The sequence below is a fragment of the Hydrogenophaga sp. genome, assembly GCF_026125785.1.
Classification (GTDB): Bacteria; Pseudomonadota; Gammaproteobacteria; order Burkholderiales; family Burkholderiaceae_C; genus Hydrogenophaga.
The window spans coordinates 322,929-345,519 of record NZ_JAHCKL010000003.1; the positions used below are offsets into that span (position 1 = coordinate 322,929).

General features: G+C 69.0%; 21 protein-coding genes. 15 read left to right on the plus strand and 6 right to left on the minus strand.

All coding sequences use genetic code 11. The annotated features are described in order from the left end of the window. Positions 1 to 2 precede the first annotated feature (2 nt). Positions 3 to 500: a MaoC/PaaZ C-terminal domain-containing protein gene (locus KIT53_RS05525; protein ID WP_297748889.1), complete on the minus strand. Its 498-nt coding sequence runs from the start codon at positions 498 to 500 to the stop codon at positions 3 to 5. A gap of 71 nt (positions 501 to 571) precedes the next feature. Then, entirely contained in the window at positions 572 to 1,546 is a 975-nt protein-coding gene (locus tag KIT53_RS05530; protein WP_297748891.1) for a tripartite tricarboxylate transporter substrate binding protein, read from the minus strand. A 163-nt stretch (positions 1,547 to 1,709) separates the two neighbouring features. Between KIT53_RS05530 and KIT53_RS05535 the strand changes: the two genes are divergently transcribed. Together KIT53_RS05535 and KIT53_RS05540 are read left to right on the plus strand one after the other, a co-directional pair. Next, entirely contained in the window at positions 1,710 to 2,534 is an 825-nt protein-coding gene (locus tag KIT53_RS05535; protein ID WP_297748894.1) for a glucose 1-dehydrogenase, read from the plus strand. Beyond that, complete coding sequence (locus tag KIT53_RS05540; RefSeq protein WP_297748897.1) at positions 2,531 to 3,265, plus strand: SDR family NAD(P)-dependent oxidoreductase; 735 nt, start codon at positions 2,531 to 2,533, stop codon at positions 3,263 to 3,265. Before KIT53_RS05535 ends, KIT53_RS05540 begins: the two co-directional genes overlap by 4 nt. Before the next feature lie 787 nt (positions 3,266 to 4,052). Here the strand turns inward: KIT53_RS05540 and KIT53_RS05545 are convergent. Together KIT53_RS05545 and KIT53_RS05550 are read right to left on the minus strand one after the other, a co-directional pair. Continuing rightward, positions 4,053 to 4,499 (minus strand): MarR family transcriptional regulator, encoded by a 447-nt coding sequence (locus KIT53_RS05545; RefSeq protein ID WP_297748899.1) that lies wholly within the window; start codon positions 4,497 to 4,499, stop codon positions 4,053 to 4,055. 49 nt (positions 4,500 to 4,548) lie between these two features. Further along, positions 4,549 to 6,165 (minus strand): NAD(P)/FAD-dependent oxidoreductase, encoded by a 1,617-nt coding sequence (locus KIT53_RS05550; protein ID WP_297748901.1) that lies wholly within the window; start codon positions 6,163 to 6,165, stop codon positions 4,549 to 4,551. 191 nt (positions 6,166 to 6,356) lie between these two features. Here KIT53_RS05550 and KIT53_RS05555 point away from each other — a divergent pair, with 191 nt between their 5' ends. The 6 genes from KIT53_RS05555 to KIT53_RS05580 are packed head-to-tail and all read left to right on the plus strand — an operon-like array spanning position 6,357 to position 13,802. Continuing rightward, positions 6,357 to 7,292: an alpha/beta hydrolase gene (locus KIT53_RS05555; protein WP_297748903.1), complete on the plus strand. Its 936-nt coding sequence runs from the start codon at positions 6,357 to 6,359 to the stop codon at positions 7,290 to 7,292. Then, on the plus strand, positions 7,289 to 9,424 hold the full coding sequence (locus KIT53_RS05560; RefSeq protein WP_297748905.1) for an acetate--CoA ligase family protein: 2,136 nt from the start codon (positions 7,289 to 7,291) through the stop codon (positions 9,422 to 9,424). The genes KIT53_RS05555 and KIT53_RS05560 overlap by 4 nt, the downstream gene beginning before the upstream one ends. A gap of 9 nt (positions 9,425 to 9,433) precedes the next feature. Then, positions 9,434 to 11,011 (plus strand): class I adenylate-forming enzyme family protein, encoded by a 1,578-nt coding sequence (locus KIT53_RS05565; protein WP_297748907.1) that lies wholly within the window; start codon positions 9,434 to 9,436, stop codon positions 11,009 to 11,011. After that, positions 11,011 to 12,249 (plus strand): hypothetical protein, encoded by a 1,239-nt coding sequence (locus tag KIT53_RS05570; protein ID WP_297748909.1) that lies wholly within the window; start codon positions 11,011 to 11,013, stop codon positions 12,247 to 12,249. Before KIT53_RS05565 ends, KIT53_RS05570 begins: the two co-directional genes overlap by 1 nt. 13 nt (positions 12,250 to 12,262) lie before the next feature. Beyond that, entirely contained in the window at positions 12,263 to 12,781 is a 519-nt protein-coding gene (locus KIT53_RS05575) for an OB-fold domain-containing protein (RefSeq protein ID WP_297748911.1), read from the plus strand. Positions 12,782 to 12,821: 40 nt separating this feature from the next. After that, a complete protein-coding gene (locus KIT53_RS05580) occupies positions 12,822 to 13,802 on the plus strand; it encodes an aldo/keto reductase (RefSeq protein WP_297748913.1) in 981 nt (326 codons plus the stop codon). A gap of 14 nt (positions 13,803 to 13,816) precedes the next feature. Here the strand turns inward: KIT53_RS05580 and KIT53_RS05585 are convergent, their stop codons facing one another. After that, positions 13,817 to 15,379, minus strand: a complete 1,563-nt coding sequence (locus KIT53_RS05585; protein ID WP_297748915.1) for a hypothetical protein — start codon at positions 15,377 to 15,379, stop codon at positions 13,817 to 13,819. Positions 15,380 to 15,579: 200 nt separating this feature from the next. Between KIT53_RS05585 and KIT53_RS05590 the strand changes: the two genes are divergently transcribed. The 7 genes from KIT53_RS05590 to KIT53_RS05620 are packed head-to-tail and all read left to right on the plus strand — an operon-like array spanning position 15,580 to position 21,750. Further along, the gene (locus KIT53_RS05590) at positions 15,580 to 15,852 is read left to right on the plus strand and encodes a hypothetical protein (protein WP_297748917.1); all 273 of its coding nucleotides are present in this window, start codon (positions 15,580 to 15,582) and stop codon (positions 15,850 to 15,852) included. Positions 15,853 to 15,879: 27 nt separating this feature from the next. Beyond that, entirely contained in the window at positions 15,880 to 16,746 is an 867-nt protein-coding gene (locus tag KIT53_RS05595) for an alpha/beta fold hydrolase (RefSeq protein WP_297748919.1), read from the plus strand. Next, positions 16,743 to 17,894 carry a CaiB/BaiF CoA-transferase family protein gene (locus KIT53_RS05600; protein WP_297748921.1) on the plus strand — a complete coding sequence of 384 codons (1,152 nt, stop codon included), beginning with the start codon at positions 16,743 to 16,745 and terminating at the stop codon, positions 17,892 to 17,894. The genes KIT53_RS05595 and KIT53_RS05600 overlap by 4 nt, the downstream gene beginning before the upstream one ends. Then, positions 17,891 to 18,751, plus strand: a complete 861-nt coding sequence (locus KIT53_RS05605) for a hotdog domain-containing protein (protein WP_297748926.1) — start codon at positions 17,891 to 17,893, stop codon at positions 18,749 to 18,751. The genes KIT53_RS05600 and KIT53_RS05605 overlap by 4 nt, the downstream gene beginning before the upstream one ends. Continuing rightward, on the plus strand, positions 18,748 to 19,647 hold the full coding sequence (locus tag KIT53_RS05610; RefSeq protein WP_297748929.1) for an NUDIX hydrolase: 900 nt from the start codon (positions 18,748 to 18,750) through the stop codon (positions 19,645 to 19,647). The genes KIT53_RS05605 and KIT53_RS05610 overlap by 4 nt, the downstream gene beginning before the upstream one ends. Before the next feature lie 8 nt (positions 19,648 to 19,655). Further along, positions 19,656 to 20,465 carry an enoyl-CoA hydratase/isomerase family protein gene (locus KIT53_RS05615; RefSeq protein WP_297748932.1) on the plus strand — a complete coding sequence of 270 codons (810 nt, stop codon included), beginning with the start codon at positions 19,656 to 19,658 and terminating at the stop codon, positions 20,463 to 20,465. Between the two features lie 37 nt (positions 20,466 to 20,502). Further along, positions 20,503 to 21,750, plus strand: coding sequence for a CoA transferase (locus KIT53_RS05620; RefSeq protein WP_297748935.1), 1,248 nt, complete (start codon positions 20,503 to 20,505; stop codon positions 21,748 to 21,750). Here the strand turns inward: KIT53_RS05620 and KIT53_RS05625 are convergent. Next, the gene (locus tag KIT53_RS05625; RefSeq protein WP_297748938.1) at positions 21,743 to 22,423 is read right to left on the minus strand and encodes an EthD family reductase; all 681 of its coding nucleotides are present in this window, start codon (positions 22,421 to 22,423) and stop codon (positions 21,743 to 21,745) included. The genes KIT53_RS05620 and KIT53_RS05625 overlap by 8 nt on opposite strands. Between the last annotated feature and the right edge of the window lie 168 nt (positions 22,424 to 22,591).

Below are 22,591 nucleotides of genomic sequence, written 5' to 3' on the forward strand. Positions count from 1 at the left end.
CTTCAGGCGGTCGCCGCCGTCTGCGCGGGCTTGCGCAGGAAGAGGTTGGGCACCAGCATGGACTGCACCACCTCGCCACGCTGGTTGATCACCTCCCGTTCGAAATGGATCACGCCAAAGCCCGGCTTGCTCGTGGGCCGCTTGGCCTGGATGGTGATGCGCACGTGCAAGGTGTCGCCGCTCTTCACCGGGTGGTGGATGTCCCAGCGGTCCAGGCCCAGCATGGCCACCACGCGCCCGTGCTGAAAGCCGGTCTGGAAGGTCAGGCCGGCGGCAATGCCGAAGATCATCCAGCCGTGGGCCAGCACCTCGCCGTAGGGCTGCTGGCGGCAGAACTCGTCGTCGACATGGGGCGCATTGAAGTCGCCAGACATGCAGGCGAAGTTCACGATGTCCGCCCGTGTGATGGTTCGGCAGGGGGAGACGAACACATCGCCCACCTCCAGCTCTTCGAAGTACCTGCCGCGTGTGGCGGGTGCCTGATCGGGGGTCGTCTGCATGGTGTGTGGAGTTCCTCTGGGTAGGGTTGCAGGCTGCAGGTCCGGAGGATCGTCCTCCGGGAGGGCGATCCTCAATCCATCACGATGTTGTGTTCCTTGACCACCTTGCCCCAGAGCGCGTGGTCCTTCTTGAGGATGTCGCCCAGGGCCTGGGTGCCGCTCTGCGGCACCACGTTCACGCTGCGGATCTTCTCCTGGATGTCCGGCAGGGTCACCGTCTGCGCGATGGCGTCGGCCATGCGGGCGACGATGGGCTGCGGTGTGCCGGTGCGCGCCACCAGGCCGAACCAGGTCTCGGTGTCGTAGCCCGGCACCACCTCTGCGATGCTGGGCACGTCGGGCAGCAGCGGGCTGCGCTTGGCGGTGGAAACACCCAGAATGCGCATCTTGCCTTCGGCCACCAGGCCGCGCGTGGCCGATGACGGCGTCGACAGCATGTACTTGGTCTGCCCGGCCAGCAGGGCCTGGGCAGACGGACCAGCGCCGGGGAAGGGCACCATCACCATGTTCTTGATGCCAGCGGCACCGTGGAAGGCCTCCATCGCCAGTTGTCCCACGCCGCCCAGCGCGGACGCGCCCCACTCCAGCTTGCCCGGGTTGGCGCGTGCATAGTCCACGAACTCCTTGAGCGTGGGTGGGGTCGAGGGGTGGGTCATCAGCACCATCGGCGAGGTACCGATGAGGGAGACCGGAACGAAGTCCTTCATCGCGTCGTACAGCGGCTTGCGCTGCACCAGCGGCACGGTCACCAGACCGCTGCCGTGCAGCAGGAAGGTGTAGCCGTCGGCCGGTTGCGTGGCCACGAACTGCGAGGCGATGGCGCCGCCCGCGCCCGCCTTGTACTCCATCACCACCGGCTGGCCCAGCAGCTTGCTGAGGTTCTCCTGCAGGTGGCGGCCCAGCACGTCGTTGGTGCCACCCGGTGCGGCCGGTACCACGAACTTGATGGGTTTGCTGGGCCAGTTGTCCTGCGCGCTCGCCAGGCCGGCGGTGCCCAGGATGCCCAGGGCGAGCGACGCGATGAGGGTGGTGCGGCGGTGAAGCATGGCGTGTCTCCTGTCAACGTTTGAGAGAGGCTTTGGGGTGTATTGGTACAAAGGGCTATAGGACAGACCAATAAAAATGCAGGGGCATAATAGCCCGTAAGACACTCCGGGTGGCTGGGGCAAACCCTTCACCCTTCTCGCATCAACCCTTCAGGAGACTCCCTTGGCAGGACAGGACAGGCATTCCCCTTCGACGACCGCACGCGTGGCCGTGGTGACCGGTGCGGGCGACGGCATCGGTTGGGCAACCGCGCAGCGGCTGGCGCAGGATTTCGAGCACGTGGTGATCGCGGACGTGCGTGCCGACGTGGCCGCGCAGCGCGCGGCCGAACTGGGGGCGGGCCATCTCGGCCTGGGTTGCGATGTGACCTCCGAGGACTCGGTGGTGGCGTTGATGCGCCAGGTGCAGGAACGCTTTGGCCGCCTGAACGCGCTGGTCAACAACGCCGGCATTGGCGAGCAGACCGTGATGACGCTGGAGCAGACGGTCGAGGCCTTCGACCGCATCCTCGCGGTGCACCTGCGCGGCACCTTCCTGGCCAGCCGCGAGGCCGGGCGGATCTTCGTGCAGCAGCAGTCCGGCGCCATCGTCAACATCAGTTCCATCGCAGGCATGCAGGGCCACCCGGGCCGCAACGCCTACGGCGCCGCCAAGGCCGGCATCTCCACCATGACGGCGGCCATGGCCAGCGAGTGGGCGCGCGATGGCATCCGCGTCAATGCCGTGGCCCCGGGCTATGTGCTCACCGACCTGGTGAAGAACCTGGCCGCCAAGGGCGCGCTGGACCTGCAGGACCTCGAACGCTGCACACCCATGGGCCGCACCGCGCAGCCGCAGGAAATCGCCGAAGCGATCGCCTTCCTGGCCTCCGACCGCGCGAGCTTCATCACCGGCGTCACCCTGCCGGTCGATGGCGGCTGGGCGGCCTTCGGCGCGCCTCCCGGCAAGCTGGGCACGGTGGCCGAAAAGCGCGTGTCGCCCAAGTGAGCGAAGGCCGCTGCATCCTCGTCACCGGCGGTGCGGGCGACATAGGTCGCGCCACCGCCGCGGTCTTTCTGCGCGAGGGAGCGCGGGTGCACCTGGTGGACATCGACGGCGACCGCCTGGAGGCCGCCCGACGCGAGCTGCAGCCGCTGGGCCCGCTCTCGGTGCACCGCTCGGCGCTGGACTCGCCACTGGCCTGCCGGCACGCCTTCGCCACCAGCGGCGGACCGGTGCATGCCCTGGTGCACATGGCCGGTGTGTTCGAGCACGACCCGCTCGACGCCGACGACCGCAGCGTATGGGAGCGCGCCATCGCCAGCAACCTCAGCAACGCCTACGACATGGCGATCGCCTTCCGCGCCCAGTACGCGGGCGGCACGCCCGGCGGTGGCCGCATCGTGCTCTGCAGCTCGCGCGCGTTCCAGCGTGGCGCGCCCGGACGCGCCGCCTACACGGCGGCCAAGGGCGGCATCGTCGGCCTCACGCGCACCTTCTCGCGCGAGTTCGCGCCCGGCATCCTGGTCAACGCGGTGGCCCCCGGGCTGATCGAGACGCGCATGACGGCCGAACTGATCGCCCGCGCCGGCGACCAGCGCATGGCCGAGATTCCTCTGGGCCGCTACGGCACGCCCGAGGACATCGCAGGCGTGGTGCGCTTCCTGTGCGGGCCGGATTCGGCTTACGTGACCGGGCAACTGCTGACGGTGGACGGCGGCGTGCTCAACGGCTCCTGAGGCGCTGGTGCTTGGGGGACCTCAGTCTGAACGGAGGGGCTCAGTTCGAACGGGGGCTGCATCCGGATGGAGGGGGCTTGAATCCGAATCGAGGTAACTGATCCCGAGTACCGTTGGTGCCGGGGCAGATATCCGTTCGCCCTGAGCTTGTCGAAGGGCTTTTCAATGTGCAGGCGGGGGCTTCGACAGGCTCAGCCCGAACGGAGGGGGCTCAGCCCGAACGAGGGCTCAGTTCGAACGGAGGGGCTCAGTTCGAACTGAGGCTGCATCCGGATGAAGGAGGCTTGAATCCGAATGGGGGGACTGAATCCGAATCGAGGTAACTGATCCCAGGTACCGTTGGTGCTGGGGCAGATCTCCGTTCGCCCTGAGCTTGTCGAAGGGCTCTCCAGTGTGCAGGCGAGGGCTTCGACAGGCTCAGCCCGAACGGAGGGGGCTCAGTCCGAACGGAGGGGGCTCAGTCCGAACGAGGGGCTCAGCCCGAACGGGGGGCAGTTCGAACGGGGGGCTGAATCCAGATGGAGGGGGCTTGAATCCGAATGGTGGGGACTGAATCCGAATCGAGGTAACTGATCCCGGGTGCCGTTGGTGCTGGGGCAGATATCCGTTCGCCCTGAGCTTGTCGAAGGGTTCTTCAATGTGCAGGCGGGGGCTTCGACAGGCTCAGCCCGAACGGAAGGGGCTCAGCCCGAACGGAAGGGGCTCAGTTCGAACGGAGGGGGGCTCAGCCCGAACGGAGGGGGGCTCAGCCCGAACGGAGGTGACTCACAGCCCGAACGGAAGCGACTCAATCCTTGCCCACGTGGCGGACCGCTTCCAGATTCGCCAGCATGCGCTGCATGTAGCCGATGAGGGCATCGCGCTCTTCGTCGGAGAAGCCGGTCAGCAGGGCTTCTTCGCGGGCGCGCGCCAGACGGATGATGCGGTCGTGCTGCTTCTTGCCGGCCGGCGTGAGGCTGTACTCGATCTTGCGAAGGCCCAGCGGGCGCGACCGGAGGTACCCACGTTCCTGCAAAAGAGCCACGCTGCGGCTCACGGCCGCCTTGTCCAGGCCCATGAGGTCGCAGGCCGCGGACGCCGTGGTCCAGGGGTGTATCTCGAAATAGGACAGCACCCGCCAGTCGGTCACGCCGAGGTCGAAGCGCGCCCGGTACAGGCTGGAGGCGCTGCTGGCCATCTTGTTGGACAGCCACAGCAGCAGGCCGGGGACATAGCGGTCAAGGTTCAGTTTCATGCCCTGAATGGTAGTGGGCTTGCGCCCACCGGGGCCGCGGGCCCGGCGCTCAGCTCAGCGCGAAGCCTTCGTAGCCTTTTTCCGCCACGCCCTCGATGATGCGGCGGTACGCGGGAACGCCGGCCACGTAGGGCATGAACACCCTGGGTTTGCCCGGCATGTTGGCGCCCACGTACCAGGAATTGCCCACCGGGTAGAGCGTCTGATTGGCGGCTTCGTTGACGTGGTCCACCCATTTGTCCTCGTGGACCTGCTCGGCCTCGATGCGCTTGACGCCTTTGGCGCGGCTGCGCTCCAGGAAGTTGCTGATCCAGTCCACGTGGGTTTCGATGGAGTGCACCACGTTGCTCAGCACCGAAGGGCTGCCCGGGCCGGCGATGACGAACAGGTTGGGGAAGCCCGCGATCGATACGCCCAGGTAGGTCCGGGGGCCGGCGGCCCACTTCTCGCGCAGCGACTGGCCGCCCGTGCCGCGGATGTCGATGGCCAGCAGCGCGCCGGTCATGGCGTCGAAGCCGGTGGCGAAGACGATGACGTCCAGCGGGTGGTCTCCCTGCGTGGTGCGCAGGCCCGTGGGGGTGATCTCGGTGATCGGGTTGGCCTTCACATCGACCAGGTCCACGTTGTCGCGGTTGAAGGTTTCGTAGTAGTTGGTGTCCACACACAGGCGCTTGGTGCCAAAGGGCAGGTCGTCCTTGGGGCACAGCAGCTCGGCCTTGGCCGGGTCCTTGACGGTGGCGCGGATCTTGCCGCGCACGAAGTCGGCCGCGTACCTGTTGGCCACCGGGTTGCGCAGCAGGTCGTTGAAGGCGCGCAGCATGCGAAAGCCGCCGCCCGCGCCGCGCCAGCGGAACTCGAATTCCTTGATGCGTTCCTCGTCGCTCACCTCCAGCGCGCTCTTGTCGTTGGCGCTGAGGAACTGCCCGGTCACCGCTTCGCGGCCCAGGGCGCGGCGCTCCGCGTAGTGGGCTTTCACATGGGCCAGCACCGCCTCGGTGAGGGGTTCGTTCTGAGCTGGGACGCTGAAGTTGGCGGTGCGTTGGAACACCGTGAGGTGATCCGCCTGCTCGGCGATCACCGGGGTCATCTGCACGCCGCTGGAGCCGGTGCCGATCAGACCCACGCGCTTGCCGGCGAAATCCACGCCCTCGCGCGGCCAGTTGGCGCTGTGGTACCACTGGCCCTTGAAGGTCTCCAGGCCCTTGAACTTGGGCGGCTGGGGAATGGACAGGCAGCCGGTGGCCATCACCAGGTATTGCGCCTCGAAGCGCTCGCCGGCTTCGGTGAGCACGGTCCAGTGGGTGGCGGCCTCGTCGAAGGTGGCACTGGCCACGCGGCTGTTGAACTGGATGTGCGGCCGCAGGTTGAAACGGTCGGCCACATGGTTGATGTAGCGCAGGATCTCGGGTTGCGGTGCGTAGCGCTCGGTCCAGTTCCACTCCTGCTGCAGCTCGTCGCTGAAGGAGTAGGAATAGTCCAGGCTCTCCACGTCGCAGCGCGCGCCGGGGTAGCGGTTCCAGAACCAAGTGCCGCCCACGCCGTCGCCGGCCTCCAGCACCTGTACCGACAGGCCCATGCCCAGGGCGCGATGAAGCTGGTAGAGCCCGGCAAAGCCGGCGCCCACGATCACCAGGTCTACCTTGCGGGGGCTCGCATTCGTCGTCATCGGATATCTCCTCGTGTTGTTTGCTGGTGTACGGATGATGGGTATGGATTCTGCGGCATCATTGTTGTCATGTCAACCTAATAGGTTGACTGAGCAACGAAAATGGACATCAAATCGAATCTGGTGATAATGGTCAAGCCATTGAAGTATTGGCGGCACCCTGCCGTCACCCGCACCCAGGAGACACCCCCATGGACAAGGAAATAGAGGACCTTTTGCAGAAGGTCAAGGAAGCCAACCGCAAGCCGTTCTGGCAGAGCACGCCGCAGGAGGCCCGCAGCGGCCCGATGCTGATGGCGCTGCTGTTCGGGGAGCCGCCAGCGGTCGAGCGCGACGAGAGTTTCACCATCCCTTCCTCCCATGGCCACGCTCTGCCGGTCCGGCTCTATGTGCCGTCCGGAACGCCCAAGGGCCTGATCGTCTATTTCCATGGCGGCGGCTGGGTCATCGGTACCGTGGCGGGTTACCACCCCTTTACAGCCACGCTGGCCAACCGCACCGGCTGCGCGGTGCTGTCGGTCGACTACCGGCTCGCGCCCGAGCATGCGTTCCCCCTGCCGGTGGACGATGCGCTGGCCGCCGTGCGCTGGGCGGCGTCGGAAGAGGCCGTCAAGGCGCTGGGTGTGGCGCCGGGTGCGCTGATCACCATGGGCGACAGCGCCGGCGGCAACCTGGCGACGGTGGCCTCGCGCGTGCACAACGCGGCGGGCCCGGCGCGCAAGGTGGACCTGCAGGTGCTGGCCTACCCGGTGGCCGACCACGACTTCGACACCGGCAGCTACCACGAGTTCGCCGAAGGCAACCTGCTCACGCGCAACGACATGAAGTGGTTCTGGAACCACTATTGCCCGGACGAGGCGCGCCGCTCCCATCCGGACGCATCGCCCATGCACGCCAGCGATCTCGCGGTCTCGCCCGAGGCCCTGATCGTGACCGCCGGCCGTGACCCGCTGCGCGACGAGGGTGAAGCCTACGGTGCCCGCCTCAAGGCCGCCGGCGTGCCCACCGAGGTGGTGCGCGGCGAAGGCCTGGTGCACGGTTTCCTGGCCATGATCCACTACGCGCCCAGCGCGGGCCGCGCGTTCGAGAAAATGGTGGCGGCCATCGCGCGGGTGACGGCCAAGTGAGCGGTCTGTCCTCGCTGTTCAATCCGCGCTCGGTGGTGCTGGTCGGGGCCACCGACCGCTCCACCTGGTCGAAGATGGCCTACGACAACCTGCGCCTGCTGGGCTTCGCCGGCAAGGTGCACCTGGTCAGCCGCAGCGGTGGACAGGCGCATGGGCAGCAGACCTTCACTTCTGTCGCGGAGATCGGCGAACCGGTGGACGTGGCCTTGCTGATGGTGCCCATCGCCGCCATGAACGACGCCCTGCGCGACCTGGGCGCGGCGGGCGTGAAGAGCGCCGTGGTGCTGGCTGGGGGGTTCGCCGAGACCGGCGCCGAAGGCCGCGCGCTGCAGGACGCCATGGTGGCGACCGCGCGTTCGCTCGGCATCCGCCTGCTGGGTCCCAACTGCCTGGGCTTCATCAACTTCAACACCGGAGGCGTGTGCTGGACCGGCTCCATGCGCACGCCCCCGCTCAAGGGCGGCATCAGCATCGTTTCGCAGAGCGGCGCCGTGGCCACGGTGATGAAGCACTTCGCGCACCAGCACGGCATCGGCCTGAACGTGGTGGCCGCCACCGGCAACGAGGCCGCGTTGGGCCTGGCCGAGGTGGTGGACTATTTGGTGGACGATCCGCAGACGCGCGTGATCACGGTATTCGCCGAGTCCGTCCGCGACACCGCGTTGCTGCGCGCGGCCGCTGCACGCGCGCTGCATGCCGGCAAGCCCATCGTGGTGCTCAAAGTGGGCCGCTCGGAGATCACCGTGCAGGCCGCGCAGTCGCACACCGGTTCCCTGGTGGGCGACGATGGCGTGTTCGACGGCGTCTGCCGCCAGTTCGGCCTGCTGCGCGTGCGGTCCATCGAAGAGCTGATGTTCACCGCCGCCCTGCTGGAGAAGACCGGCGTTCTGCAGGGCGAGGGCGTGGCTGTCCTGTCCGCCTCCGGTGGCATGGGCGAACTGGCCGCCGACTATGCACACCTGGAGGGCGTGGCCCTGCCTCGCCTCGCGCCGCAGACGCTGGACGGCCTGGCCGCGGCGCTGCCGCCCATGGCCACGCCGGCCAATCCGCTGGACCTCACTGGTGCGGTGGTCAACAAGCCCGAGCTGTTCCTGGAATGCATGCAGGTGCTGGAGCAGGACCCGGCGATCTCGGTGCTGGTCTGCGTGTTCGACGTACCCACCGACCTCAACAACGACTGGGCGCCGTTCGCCGTGGGTTCGCTGCAGGCGATCGGCCGCTTCAAGCCGCAGGGGCGCGTGCGCTTCCTGGCGATCAGCAACACCGTCAAGTACGTCTCCGACCGCAGCCGTGCCGAGATCGCGGCGGCGGGCCTGCCCTACCTGGCCTGCGGGCTGGACGTGGGCATGAAGGCGTTGCGCCATGCGCAGCGCTGGTCCGCGCAGCAGCGTGAGCTGGGAGCCCAGGCCACGGACAGCGCCACCGCTGGCGGTGTGACGCCGCCCGCCGCCTGGCCGTCTTCCGAGCGCGAGGCCATGGCCTACCTGGCCGGCGCGGGCGTGGCGGTGGTGCCGCAGGTGCTGGCCGAGACGGAGGCCGCGGCCGTCGCGGCGGCCGGCGCCATGGGAGGTGGACCGGTGGTGCTCAAGATCGCCTCGCCCGACATTGCCCACAAGACCGAGGTGGGAGGCGTGCTGCTCAATCTGCAGGGCGAGGCGGCGGTGGCCGAGGGCTTCCGGCGCATCATGGCCTCGGCGCGCGCGGCGCAGCCACGGGCCCGGCTGGAGGGCGTGGTCGTCTCGCCCATGCGGCGCGGCGGCGTGGAACTGTTCGTGGGCGTGCGGCGTGACGCCCAGTGGGGCCATGTGCTCGCGCTCGGGCTGGGTGGCGTGTGGATCGAGGCGTTGAAGGACGTGAGCCTGCGTGTGCTGCCGGTCTCGCCCGATGAGGTCAGGCGCATGGTCGGTGAGCTGCGCGGTGCCAGCCTGCTTGGCGGCTTTCGCGGCGCCGCGCCGGTGGACCTCGATGGACTGGCCCGGCTGGTCGCGCGCATCGGCGACGCCGCGCTGGCCCTGGGCGATGGGCTGGACACGCTGGAGGTCAACCCCTTGCTGGCCGAAGGGGACCGCATCGAAGCGCTCGACGCACTGGCCACCCATCGGTCGCCGGGCGGCACTGAGCCCCATCCATGACCCGCCGCCATGGATGCCCGCCCCCTGTCCGATGAGTCCGCGCGTGCCGCGGCCGCGCTGACGGGCGCGGCGGCATCGCTGTGCGTGGGCGACCTGTTCGCCGACCAGGTCGCCCTGCGTCCCGATGCGATCGCCCTGCAAGCCGGCGACAGGCACTGGACCTATGCCGAGATGGACGCACGCGTCAACCGGCTCTGCCATTTGCTCGCATCGCGCGGCGTGGTGCGGGGTGAGCGCGTGGCCATCCTGTCGGAGAACCGGCCCGAGTATGCGGAATTGCTGATGGCCGCGGCCAGGCTGGGCGCCATCGTCGCCTGCCTGAACTGGCGCCAGTCCGCCGAGGAACTGACGCACTGTCTGGCGCTCGTCGGCCCCCGCGTCGCGCTGGTCTCGCCCCGGTTCGCGTCGCAGGCGCCGCTGCTGCGCGCCGCGGGCGTCGGCAGCCTCCTGACGCTGGGCGATGCGCTGGACCAGACCTTGCTGGCCATGCCGGTGCACGCACCACCCGATGCCGGGGTGCAGCCGGAGGACGGCCTCTATATCCTTTACACCAGCGGAACCACCGGCAAACCCAAGGCCGCGCTCATCAGCCACCGTGCGCTGCTGGCGCGCGGCGCCGTTGGCACCATGGACCGCGGGGTCCGGCGGGGCAGCCACTTCATCGCCTGGCCACCGATGTTCCACATGGCCTCGGCCGACAACCTCATGGTCACGCTGATCGGCGGCGGCAAGGTGATCGTGGTGGACGGCCTGCAGATCGACGCCCTCTGCGATGCGGCCCAGAACGAGGCGGACATCGGCTGGTTCGTGCTCATGCCCGGCATGGTCGAACGCTTCCTCGACGAAGCACGGCGGCGGGGGCTGCAGCCGCGGCCGGTGGATTCCGTGGGCTGCATGGCCGATCTGGTGCCGCGCCACCAGATCGCCGAGGTGACGCGGCTGTTCAACGCGCCTTTTCGCAACAGCTTCGGTTCCACCGAAACCGGCCCCGCACCCGCCAGCGCGGGGCGCATCGCGGTGGGCGTGCCGCCCGACGATCTGGCCAAGACCCAGAGCGCCCTGTGCCGGGTGCGCCTGGTGGACGAGGACGGCCACGATGTGCGCCCTGGCGAACCCGGTGAGCTGCTGCTGCGCAGCCCCACGCTGTTCAGCGGCTACTGGGGCATGCCCGAAGCCACCGCCGAGGCCTTTGCGGGTGGCTGGTTCCACACCGGCGACGTGTTCGTGCGCCAGCCCGACGGCCTGCTGCGCTTCGTCGACCGCCGCAAATACCTCATCAAGTCTGGCGGCGAAAACATCTACCCGGCGGAGATCGAACAACTCCTGCTGGCCTCGCCACGCATCATGGACGCGGCCGTGGTCAGGAAGCCCGACCCGAAGTGGGGCGAAGTGCCCGTGGCCTTCGTGGCGCGGGTGGACCCGAGCCTGAGCGCCGAGGACGTGCTGGCCCTGTGCCGCGGACGCATCGCCGGCTACAAGGTGCCGCGTGAGGTCCGCTTCATGGCCCACGACGACATGCCGCGCAGCACCACCGGCAAGGTGATGCGCCATCTGCTGGAAGAACGACTGGGCCAGGAGACCGCCTGATGGAGACCACCACCCATTCCCACCTGCGCAGCAAGTACGCCATCGTCGGCGTGGGCGAGACCGCCTACGTGCGCGGCTCGGGCCGCACGCACCGCGCCATGGCGCATGAGGCGGTGGGCAAGGCCATCGCGGACGCCGGCCTGGACCGCGGCGACATCGACGGCATGCTGTCCTACCAGCTCGCGGACTCCACCCAGTCGCCGCTGGTGGCGGCCGACCAGGGCCTGCGCCTGAACTTCTACATGGACGTGATGGGCGGCGGTTCCTCCACCGAGGCGCTGATCGGCCTGGCCATTGGCGCCATCGAGGCCGGCATGTGCAAGGCGGTGGTGATCTTCCGCGCCATGAACGGCTATTCCGGCGTGCGCATCGGTGGCACCGGCGTGGTGGCCGCCAGCCCGGTGCTCGACGAGTTCCTGCACACCCGGCCCTACGGCCACCGCAGCGCCGGGCAGATGTTCGCGCCCAGCTTCATGCGCCACATGTACGAGTACGGCACCACGCCCGAGCAGGTGGCCGCGGTCAAGGTCGCGCACAGCGAGCACGCGTCCAACAACCCCAAGGCGCTGTACAAGCAGCGCGTCACGGTGGACGACGTGCTGGGCAGCCGCATGATCTGCAAGCCCCTGCACCTGCTGGACTGCTGTACCGAATCCGACAACGCCACCGCCATCGTCGTCACCAGCACGGCGCGCGCGCGGGACTGCCGCCAGCACCCGGTTCTCATCGAGGGCGTGGTCGGGCGCTGCAGCAAGCCGCGCACCGACAACCATTTCCAGCACGGCCCCATCACGCTCACCGCCGGCCACTACGGCCGCGAGATCCTGTGGCGCAACGCCGGCGTGCTGCCCGACGAGATCGACATCACCGGCTCCTACGACGCGTTCACCTTCACCACCCTGATGCAGCTGGAGGACTACGGCTTCTGCCGGAAGGGCGAGGGCGGGCACTACGTGAGCGACGGCACCATACGCCTGGGCGGGCGGCGACCGAACAACACCAGCGGCGGCCACCTGTGCGAGGGGTACACCCATGGCATCAGCATGGTGATCGAGAACGTGCGCCAGCTCCGCCACGACGTGGACGACAGTTGCCCGATCGGGCCGAACGGACGGCGCATGCACACGCACGACTACCGCGAAGGCGGCTGTCGCCAGGTCAGGAACCCGCAACTCACGGCCAACCTCGGCTGGCACTCGCCCGGTACCGGCTCGGCCATGGTGCTGCGGCGCGCCTGAAGGAGAAGCACGCATGGAAGACGCCCGCCACGAGTACCTGGGCATGAGCCTGCACCTGGCCGCCATCGACGAGGTCCATCGCGGCTATTTCGCCCATTGCGCGCGCCACGACTTCCACCTGCAGGCGTGCAAGGCCTGCGATCTGCTGCGTTACCCGCCTGCGCCCGGCTGCCCCTGGTGCGGTGGCGCCGCGCACGCATGGCGGCGCGTCCAGGGCAGGGGCACCGTCTACTCCTACCACGAGGTGGTGCAGGCCATCCAGCCCGGGTTCAAGCCGCACACCCCCTACATGGTGCTGCTCGTGGAGCTGGACGAGCAGCGCGAAAGACCCTCCCCGCACGAAGCCTTGCGGGTGTTCGGCAATCTGGTCACACCAGACGGACGCCTGGCACCGCCCGCAGACGTCGCCCGCGTGGGCATAGGTTCGCGCGTCAGGATGGTCTACACCGACGTGGGTGAAGGCTTCTCGATTCCCCAGTGGACGCTGGACGACAGCGCCGCCCAGCCCGTGCCCTGGCGCTACCCCGGTTGAGCCGCTTCCAGGAAGCACAGCAAGCAGAAAGGACAACGCCATGGACTATGTACGACTCGGCCGCACCGGCCTCAAGGTCTCCCGCCTCTGCCTGGGCTGCATGACCTACGGCGACCCCACGCGCGGACCGCATGAATGGACCCTGAACGAAGAGGCCAGCCGCCCCCTGCTGCGCCAGGCCATCGAGGCCGGCATCAACTTCTTCGACACCGCCAACGTCTACTCCGACGGCACCAGCGAGGAATTCCTCGGCCGCGCCATCCGCGAGTTCTCGCGGCGCGAGGAAGTGGTCATCGCCACCAAGGTCAACGGCGCCATGCGCCAGGACCCCAATGCCCTGGGCCTCTCGCGCAAGGCCATCATGACCGAGATCGACGCCAGCCTGCGGCGCCTGGGCACGGACTACGTGGACCTCTACCAGATCCACCGCTTTGACTACACCACGCCCATGGAGGAAACGCTGGAGGCGCTGCACGACGTGGTCAAGGCCGGCAAGGCGCGCTACATCGGCGCCTCGTCCATGTACGCCTACCAGTTCTGCAAGGCGCTGTACCTGGCCGAGCGGCACGGCTGGACGCGGTTCGTCTCCATGCAGAACCACTACAACCTGCTCTACCGCGAAGAAGAGCGCGAGATGCTGCGCCTGTGCCGCGAGGAAGGCGTCGGCGTCATTCCCTGGAGCCCGCTGGCGCGCGGCCGCCTCACGCGCGACTTCGACGAAAAGACCTTCCGCACCGAGACCGACCAGTACGGCAAGCACCTGCACAAAGGCCTGGGCGATGCCGACCGCCGCGTCACCGAAGCGGTGGCCGCCGTCGCCACCGCACGCGGCGTCCCTCGGGCCCAGGTGGCCCTGGCCTGGGTGGCCAGCCGCCCGGACGTGACCGCCCCCATCGTGGGCGCCTCCAGGCCCGAGCACCTGCGCGACGCCGTCGCCGCGCTCTCGCTGCAGCTCACGCCCGACGAAGTGGCCGCGCTGGAGGCGCCGTACGTGCCGCACGCGGTCGCGGGATTCTCCTGACAGGACTCCCCGGCTCAGAGGCCGTGTTGCCGGCCGGGTGTCGGTGGTGGTGGTGCGGCGGCCGCCGCCGCGCCCGCCGTAGGGGACGCAGGCGTTTGTTGTGCGCCAGCGGCGGGCTGGCGTGCCAGCACGTCCTTGAAGTGGAGGAGCGAGAAGGATCCCGCGCCCCTTGCGCCGTCACGGGCGGCAGGGATGGCTTCGGAGGCGTGCTCCCGCGGGGCTCCGGCACCACCGGCGGCGAGCCGGGCCTCGTTCACGGCCTGCTCCAGGGCGGGCATGTGGTTGCTCAGCAGACGGTCGCTACTAGGTCCGGACATTGCTTTGTCAAACCTAAACCTGAACAACACCGGGGTCGTGCTGGCGCTGTCCGCCATCACGAAGTCAAACCCCTGGTTCTGCATATGGCGTCCGAGTCCCTGCAGTTCAGGGACTTTCGACGCGAGCAGTTCTTCCATATTCCATTGCACTATGACCTCGTCGCGTTGCTCGGGGTTCTTCGAGTGCAAGAGCGCTCGCAGCCTGCCATGCAGTTGGTCTTGGGACGGACTCATGGCTGCCGCGTCATGCCGTCCTTCGGGGGCCCTGGTGGGCACCTCGAACGCCCCCGGCGCGGGTTGTTCCGGGGGAGGCATGCCGGTCGCGGCGGAGCCTGCGCGGCCACCGCCTCCACCCGCGCCTCCGTCAGCACCCGGCGAGCCGGAAACGCCGTGCTCGTTAGAGACGGCACGGTCGAGCGCCTCGAAAGACCCCACTCGCCGAAGCGTTCCTGGAGGCGTCTCGCCTGGTGCCGCGGGGTCCATGCGTCCACCGCCACCACCCGCGCCGCCGGCGCCTCCATCGGCGGCAGCACCCGGCGCGCCGGAAACGCCGTGCTCGTCAGAGACGGCACTGTCGAGCGCATCGAAAGACCCCATTCGGCGAAGCGGCGCTGGAGGCATCGCGTCTGCTGCCGCAGGGTCCACGCGTCCACCGCCACCGCCACCGCCACCGCCACCATCGGCGGCAGCACCCGGCGAGCCGGAAAGGCCATGCATGTGTGGGGTGGGCGGGGACCATGCGCTTGACCAGGTGAGGTCTTGCAGGGGATAGCGAGCGGCATCGGGTGGCAAAACCGCCGTGTCGGCCATGCGCTGCCTTTTCGCCGCCGCTTCGAACTCTAGCGCGCGGTGCTCGCTGTCGAAGGCGATGAAGATGTCCGGGCCTTCTCTCGCCATGGGGAAGTGCTCCATCCGCAGGCTGGCGGCGTGGCCCACCATGAAGATCACGCCGGCTTGCACACCCGCACGCAGCGAAGCATCTTCCGGAAGTGCACACAGTGCGGGGTCCTGATGCTTGAGCACGGCCTGTTCTTCTATCCACTGTTGCATGGGCGAGGCTTGCTGGGGCGAGGTCGGGAGCAACTGGCCTGCCATCTCCAGGCCAGTTTGGAGATCATCGATGTCGGAGGAGCTGGGCTTGGAACGCAGGAACTCCAAGGCGCGGTCGAGTGCGCTATCGCCTGCGACATACACCACGGTGGAGGTGTCCGGGGGTACGACGGATGGTCTGTCGGGGCCGGTGGCGTTTTGTCGTGGCATGGTGAGCTCCTGAGGTTGGAAAGGAAAAACCATGCTAGGCCTGTGCCTCACCGCTGGCGGGGCGTGCAACCGGCGGACACCAGAAGGTCACCGGTCGACGTGGCATGGCCATGAGACGGCCTACCCCGGCCGGCCGTTGGCGTTGTGCACCGCCAGCGTCTATAATGGTATGACCATTGCATCGTCACCCGGACTCCGCCATGCCGTACAAGACCATTCCCGCCCACGTGTTCCATGTGCAAGATGCCGGCGGCCGCCGCTACAAGGTGACGCGCTACGCCTGGCTGGAGAACCTGGCCGCCGAGGGGCAGCCGGAAAAGTGGAACGAGTTCTGGCACCTGCTGCTGACTGAGAACGGCGGCATCGTCGATCCGGTGGAGGACGATGAAAGGCACTTCGTGATCGACGGCACGGGCACCGAGGTGGCGCTGGTCGAAGGCGAGACCGCCGGGCAACCCGTGGTGGCGGCCTGATCGGGCGCGTGCCTTTCTCCTTCTCGCATGCACACCACCCGCGACGTCGCCTTCTTCAGCGGGCCGCGCCTGAGGCTGGCTGGCCGGCTGTATCTGCCTGATCCGGCGCGCGACCGGCGCGCCGCCATCGTCTTCTGCCATGGTTTCGGTGGCGTGAAGGAGGGCACGCCCGTGGGCCTGTGCACGCGCCTGGCCGACGAGGGCTTCACGATGTTCTCTTTCGACTACCGGGGCTTTGGCGCCAGTGAAGGCGAGCGCGCGCTGCTGCTGCCGCAGGAACAGGTGGAGGACGCGGTGGCGGCGCTGGAGTTCGTGGCCACGCAGGTGCCTGGCGTGGACCCGGCGCGCATCGGCCTGTACGGCACCAGCTTTGGCGGCGGTATCGCCGCGCTGGCGGCGGCGCGCAGCCCACGCCCGTGCGCCCTGATGGTGTCGGTGCCGGTGCTCTCGGGCAGCCAGTGGATGCAGAGCGTGCACCGCTGGTACGAATTCCGCGAACTCAGGCAGCGCGCGCTGGCCGCCATCGCCCACAAGGCCGCCACCGGCGAGGTGGCGCTGTGCGAACGGCTGGACATCATGGCGCCGGAGCCGCAGTCGCTGGTGCGCTACGCGGAGAAGACGCCGATTTCACTGGAGACGGTGTGGCACCTGCTGCACCACGAGCCGATGGAGCAGGCGCACCGCATCCGGGTGCCGGTGTTCCTGTTCGGCGCGGACGACGACACCGTGGTGCCGTGCGACCAGACGCGCCAGTTCTTCGAGCGTGTGAACACGGAGAAGCAGATGGAGATTTTTCCCAGCGGCAACCACTGGGTGGTGTACGACGAGGGCCTGCCGCGCGTGGCCGAGATGGCACGTGCCTGGTTCGCGCGCCACATGGGCCTGGCGGCATGACGGCGCCCACCGGAGGCGGGCCGCTGCGCGGCGTGCGCGTGGTGGAGATGGCGGGCCTGGCGCCTGGGCCCTACGCGGCCATGATGCTGGCCGACATGGGCGCGCAGGTGCTGCGCATCGACCGGCCGGACCCGGCGCCGCGCGCCATGCCGCAGCGCTTCTATTTCACCGACCGCAACCGCCGCTCCATCGCGGTGGACCTCAAGTCGGCCGACGGGGTGGCGCTGGTGCGCCGCCTGCTGGGCCAGGCGGATGCGCTGATCGAGGGCTTTCGCCCCGGGGTGATGGAGCGCCTGGGCCTGGGACCGGACGCCTGCCTGGCGCTGAACCCGCGCCTGGTCTACGGCCGCATGACGGGCTGGGGCCAGGACGGTCCGATGGCCATGGCGCCGGGACACGACATCAACTACATCGCGCTGTCGGGCGCGCTCGAGGCCATCGGCGAGGCGGGCCGCCCGCCGGTGGTGCCGCTCAACCTGGTGGGTGACTTCGGCGGCGGTGGCATGTTCCTCGCCTTCGGCATCGCTTGCGCGTTGCTGGAGGCCTCGCGCTCGGGCCGTGGCCAGGTGGTGGACGCCGCCATGGTGGATGGCGCGGCCTCGCTCATGACCTATTTCTTCGGTTACCGCGCGGGTGGCAAATGGCCGGGGCGCGGCCGCAGCGTCACCGGCGGTGGTTCGCCGTTCTACGCCGTGTACGAGACCCGTGACGGCCGGTACGTCACCGTGGGTTCGGCCGAGCCCAAGTTCTATGCCGAGCTGCTGCGCCAGACCGGCCTGGACCAGGCGGACCTGCCCGACCGCAATGACCCGGCCAACTGGCCACTGATCCGCGAGCGGCTGCAAGCGGTGTTTCTCACCCGCACGCGCGACGAGTGGTGCGCGCAGCTGGAAACCAGCGAGACCTGCTTCGCCCCCGTGCTGGACATGGCCGAGGCCGCCGCGCATCCACACAACGTGGCGCGCGGCACCTTCATCGAGGTCGATGGCATGGTGCAGCCCGCGCCGGCGCCGCGCTTTTCCCGCACGCCGCCGGCCACGCCCATGGCGGGCGTGGAGCCCGGGGTGGATCTGGCGGCGGCCCTCGCGGGCTGGGGCCTGGACGCCGCCGAGATCGAGGCCCTGGCCGCCGCCGGGGTGGTCTCTTGAAGGCCACGCCGCCCTGGCCCGGTGCCTGGACCGACGAGGGCCTGTGCGGTTACGCCCGGCACGTGGGCCCGCTGTGGAGCGACGGGGCGGATGCGCTGGCGCTGCGCATCGAGACCCGGCACACCAACCGCACCGGCCGCCTGCATGGCGGGATGGGCATGGGGCTGGTGGCCATGGCGCTGGCACAGGCGGCGCAGCGCGCGGTGCAGGCGGCCCGTCCAGGCGCCACTGCGGTGCTGCTCACGCAGCAATGTGAGCTGATCGACTCCGCGTTCGAGGGCGAATGGGTGGTGGCCGAGGCGCGGCTGCTGCGCACCACGCGCACCCTGGTGTTCCTCACCGCGCAGTTGTGCCACGGCGAACGGGTGCTGCTCCACGCCAGCGCGGTGTTCCAGATCGAGGCCGATGCGCACAAGGCCGCCGTGCCGTCCTCGGCACCCGCGCCGCAGGTCCTGCCGCCGGGCTACGCCCTGCGCGAACCGGTGGATGCGTTCAGCGCCCACCTGGCCCCGATCCATGAACGCATCGATGCCCAGGGCGAGCGCTTCGGCGGTTTCCACGTCACCCCGGCTTTTCTGGACGCGCAGGGCGGTGGCGGCATCGACAACGGCATGCTGCTCCTGCTGGCCGACCTGTTCCTGGGCCGGCGCGCGCGCATGAGCAGCGGCTGGGTCTGCGTGACGGTGGGCATGGGCATCTCTCGCCTGGCGCCGGTGCGCCTGGGCGACTGGGTGACGTTCGACAGCCGCGCCGAGGGCCAGAACGGCGAGACCGTGGTGGCCACCGGCCACTTCCGGGTGAACGAACGCCCGGTGATGAGCGCGACCAGCTTGTGGAAGATGGTGGAGAAACTGTGACGACGACGACAACCCCGCAGACCAGCCCGGTGCCCGCTGCCGCTGGTGACGAGCGACCGGTGCGAGCGGCCTCCACCCTGATCCTGCTGCGCGACGCGCAGCAGGGCCCGCAGGTGCTGATGCTCAAGCGCCATGGCCAGTCCGACGTGCTGGGCGGTGCCTTCGTCTTCCCCGGCGGCAAGCTCGACGCGCAGGACGCGCAACTGGACGAGGCGCGGCATTTGGACGAACGCGCCGCCGCGCTGCACGAGCGGCTGGGCGAACCGGACATCGACGCCGCCACCGCGATGGCGCTGTACGTGGCCGCGTTGCGCGAAACTTTCGAGGAGTGCGGCCTGCTGCTGGCCGAAGGCCTGGAGCAGGCGCATGCCGAGCAGGCGCGCGCGCGCCTGCTGCAAGGCCTGGCCTTCCATGTGCTGCTGGACGAGTTGGGCCTGCGCCTGCGCGTGGGCGCACTGGCGCCGTGGTCGCGCTGGGTCACGCCGCCGCACTCGCCCAACAAGCGCTTCGACACCCGGTTCTTCGTCGCCCGTGCGCCCGAGGGACTGGCGCGGCACGATGAGCGCGAGACCACCGAGGCGCGCTGGGTGCAGCCGCGCGCGGCGCTGCAGAGCTACTGGCAGGGCGAGCTCACGCTGGCGCCGCCGCAGATCATGACCCTGGCCCACCTGGCCCGACACGCCAGCGTGGACAGCGCCCTGGACGAGGCGCGCGGCCGCCGGCCCGCGCTGATCCTGCCGCACGTGCTGGGCCAGGGCGATGGCCGCACCATGTGCTACCCCGGCGACGATCTGCACCCCGTGCGCGAACGCGCCATGCCCGGGCCGCTGCGCCTGTTCTCGCGCAACCGGCGCTACGAACCCGAGGGGGGCTTCGAAGGCTTCTTTGCCGCATGAGGAACGAGATGGACACACCGCCGCCGGACTTCGAGACCCTGCTGCTGGAGCGGCAGGATGCGCTCGCCTGGATCACGCTGAACCGGCCCGAAGCCATGAACAGCATCAGCCCGGCCATGGTGGCCGACCTGCACGCGGCGCTGGACTGGGTGGAGAGCCAGCCCGGTGTCCGCTGCCTCGCCATCCGCGGCGCGGGCAAGGCGTTCTGCGCGGGGGCGGACCTGCGGGCGGTGAAGTCGCTTGGCGATGAGCAGGACCGGGCGGCCGCGGTCAGCCAGTTCCTCGGGCAAGCCGGCGCGCTGCTGCGGCGCATCGAACAACTGCCGATGCCCGTGGTCGCGGCGGTTCACGGTCTGGCCCTGGCGGGTGGACTGGAGACCGTTCTCGTGTGCGACGTGGTGCTGGCGGCGGACGACGCCCGGTTTGGCGATGCGCATGCGCGCCACGGGCTCATCCCCGGATGGGGCGGCACGGCGCGCCTGCCTCGCCGCATCGGCGCCAACCGCGCCAAATGGATGATGTTCACGGCCGAATACGTGCCGGCCGCCACCATGGCGCAGTGGGGACTGGTGCACCAGGTGGTGCCTGCCGACCGGCTCGTCGCCGAGGTCGAGGCCCTGGCGCGCCGCATGACGGACAAGAGCCCGCTGGGCCTGCGCCGCATGAAGCAACTGGTGGACGAAGGGCTGGAGCAGCCGCTGGACGTGGCGCTGCACAACGAGCGCGCCATGGTGCAGGCCCACGGCGACTCACACGACCGGCGGGAGGGGCTGCTGGCTTTTGCCGAGAAACGCGCGCCGCGCTTCAACGGCACCTGATCGCGAAGACCGCTGCGCAACCAAGGAGACAACCGACATGAACGACAAGCACCGCGCCCCGACGAAGGAGCGCTTGAAGGACAGCGCCCTGGGCGGGCTGCGCATCATCGACTTCACGCACTTCATCGCCGGACCCTTGGCCACCATGATCCTGGCCGACGCGGGTGCGGACGTGATCAAGGTGGAGAAGCCCCGGGGCGATGACCAGCGCTATTTCGCACCCGCCGAGGCCCGGCTGGACGGACAGGGGGCGAGTTTTCTCTGGGCCAACCGCAACAAGCGCAGCATCACGCTGGACCTCAAGACCGATGCCGGACGCGCGATCGCGCAGGCCCTGGTGCGCGAGGCGGACGTGGTGGTGGAGAACTTCACCTCCCGCGTGATGGCGCAATACGGCCTGGACTACGAGACGCTTTCGCGCGACAACCCCGGGCTGATCTACTGCTCCGTCTCGGCCTTTGGGCGCAGCGGCGAGTACGCCGACCGCGCCGGCTTCGACACCATCATGCAGGCCGAGAGCGGCTTCATGTCGTTGACGGGTCATGCCGACCGCGATGGCGTGCGCACCGGCCCGGCGGTGATCGACATGTCCTGCGCCATGATGGCCAGCAACGCCATCCTGATCGCGCTGGCCGCGCGCCATCGCACGGGGCGGGGCCAGCACGTGGACGTGCCCCTGTTTGACACCTCGGTGCTCATGACCGGCTTCATGACCGCGCAGTACCTCTTCAGCGGCAAGGTGCCCCGGCGCAACGGCAACATCAGCAACGACGTGGTGCCCAGCGGGGTGTTCCAGACCGCGGACCGGCCCCTGTTCATCACATGCAGCAGCAATGCGCTGTTTCGCCGCCTGTTCCTGGATGTGCTGAACATGCCTGAGGTGGCCAACGACCCTTCGCTGCAGACGATAGACGGCCGCATGGCGCAACGCGACCGCGTCAACGATCTGCTGAACCAGGTGCTCTCGACCGACTCGTGCGCGCATTGGCTGGCGAAGCTGGACGCCGCCAAGGTGCCCGCGGGTGCCGTGCGCACGCTGCCCGAGGCGCTGGATTCGAACGAGATGAAAGCGCGTGGCCTGGTCACGCAGATCCCCCATCCCACCGCGGGGCAGGTGCCCAATGTGGCGCTGCCGCTGCATTTTGGCGGTACGCCCGTGGTGCCGCCGGTGGCCGCGCCGCTGCTGGGGCAGCACACCGACGAGGTGTTGCGCGAGGTGCTGGGTTACGGCGAGGACAAGATCGGCGAACTGCGCAGCGCGGGTGCGCTGGGCACCGCTACATGACGCGCACCGCGTTCACCGCGTACACCGCCAGCGGCTCGTACGCCGGGTCCTGATGGACGAAGGCCTGGCCGGCGGGTGAGGCCACCCAGGCGCGCAACTGCGCCTCGTCGCGGAAGAACAGCTCGGCCATGGCCTCGACAGGCACCTGGCCGCTGGGCACGTTGGCCGAGACCGGATGCCCGTTGTCGACCACGACGTTCTGCACGCAGGCCAGCGGCCCGTCATCGGCCTGCGCCAGGGTCTGCGGGCGGCGGTCCGCCGGCACACCCGGCCGCCGCCGCGCCAGCACCAGCAGCTTGTGGGCCGGTCCGCCAGGCGGCACACCCTTCTCGGGCACGGGTGGCGTGCCAAAGACGGTCTCGCCCGCGAGCACGAGGATGGTGATGGCACCCTGGAAATTGGGAATGTCGCGCTTGACCGCCGCGTACTCCGGCGAGCGCTCGCAGCGCTCCATCGCGGCGATGTCATCGAACCACTGCTGAGAAATGCCGCCCACCTCATGGTCGGGAAAAGGCCGCACCTCGAACAGGCGCTCGCGGATGTGGTTCTGGACATAGCGGTGCACACCCGGCATGAAACTCGCCAGATGGCCATGCACCTTGTACCAATGCTCGCCAAACTGCGCTTCCCCGATACCGTCGCGTCGGCTGAACACACCCGATCGAAAAATCATGAAAACTCCTCAGGAATCTCTGCGAAACCCCGTTCGACGTGAACTTGCAGAAAGGCCGCAGCAAATGAACAGGGACTTCGACAAGCTCCGTCCGAACGGTTTGGGGGGTGTTGCAGAAGGCTCCTTGGCCATCCACGCTGCGCCCGCTCCAAGGAGCACCCCCAACCC

Bases quoted from the DNA above. Each gene is read 5' to 3' on its own strand.
- KIT53_RS05525 (WP_297748889.1), bottom strand. From the start codon at position 500: ATGCAGACGACCCCCGATCAGGCACCCGCCACACGCGGCAGGTACTTC.
- KIT53_RS05530 (WP_297748891.1), bottom strand. From the start codon at position 1,546: ATGCTTCACCGCCGCACCACCCTCATCGCGTCGCTCGCCCTGGGCATC.
- KIT53_RS05545 (WP_297748899.1), bottom strand. From the start codon at position 4,499: ATGAAACTGAACCTTGACCGCTATGTCCCCGGCCTGCTGCTGTGGCTG.
- KIT53_RS05550 (WP_297748901.1), bottom strand. From the start codon at position 6,165: ATGACGACGAATGCGAGCCCCCGCAAGGTAGACCTGGTGATCGTGGGC.
- KIT53_RS05555 (WP_297748903.1), top strand. From the start codon at position 6,357: ATGGACAAGGAAATAGAGGACCTTTTGCAGAAGGTCAAGGAAGCCAAC.
- KIT53_RS05565 (WP_297748907.1), top strand. From the start codon at position 9,434: ATGGATGCCCGCCCCCTGTCCGATGAGTCCGCGCGTGCCGCGGCCGCG.
- KIT53_RS05570 (WP_297748909.1), top strand. From the start codon at position 11,011: ATGGAGACCACCACCCATTCCCACCTGCGCAGCAAGTACGCCATCGTC.
- KIT53_RS05575 (WP_297748911.1), top strand. From the start codon at position 12,263: ATGGAAGACGCCCGCCACGAGTACCTGGGCATGAGCCTGCACCTGGCC.
- KIT53_RS05580 (WP_297748913.1), top strand. From the start codon at position 12,822: ATGGACTATGTACGACTCGGCCGCACCGGCCTCAAGGTCTCCCGCCTC.
- KIT53_RS05585 (WP_297748915.1), bottom strand. From the start codon at position 15,379: ATGCCACGACAAAACGCCACCGGCCCCGACAGACCATCCGTCGTACCC.
- KIT53_RS05590 (WP_297748917.1), top strand. From the start codon at position 15,580: ATGCCGTACAAGACCATTCCCGCCCACGTGTTCCATGTGCAAGATGCC.
- KIT53_RS05595 (WP_297748919.1), top strand. From the start codon at position 15,880: ATGCACACCACCCGCGACGTCGCCTTCTTCAGCGGGCCGCGCCTGAGG.
- KIT53_RS05600 (WP_297748921.1), top strand. From the start codon at position 16,743: ATGACGGCGCCCACCGGAGGCGGGCCGCTGCGCGGCGTGCGCGTGGTG.
- KIT53_RS05615 (WP_297748932.1), top strand. From the start codon at position 19,656: ATGGACACACCGCCGCCGGACTTCGAGACCCTGCTGCTGGAGCGGCAG.
- KIT53_RS05620 (WP_297748935.1), top strand. From the start codon at position 20,503: ATGAACGACAAGCACCGCGCCCCGACGAAGGAGCGCTTGAAGGACAGC.
- KIT53_RS05625 (WP_297748938.1), bottom strand. From the start codon at position 22,423: ATGATTTTTCGATCGGGTGTGTTCAGCCGACGCGACGGTATCGGGGAA.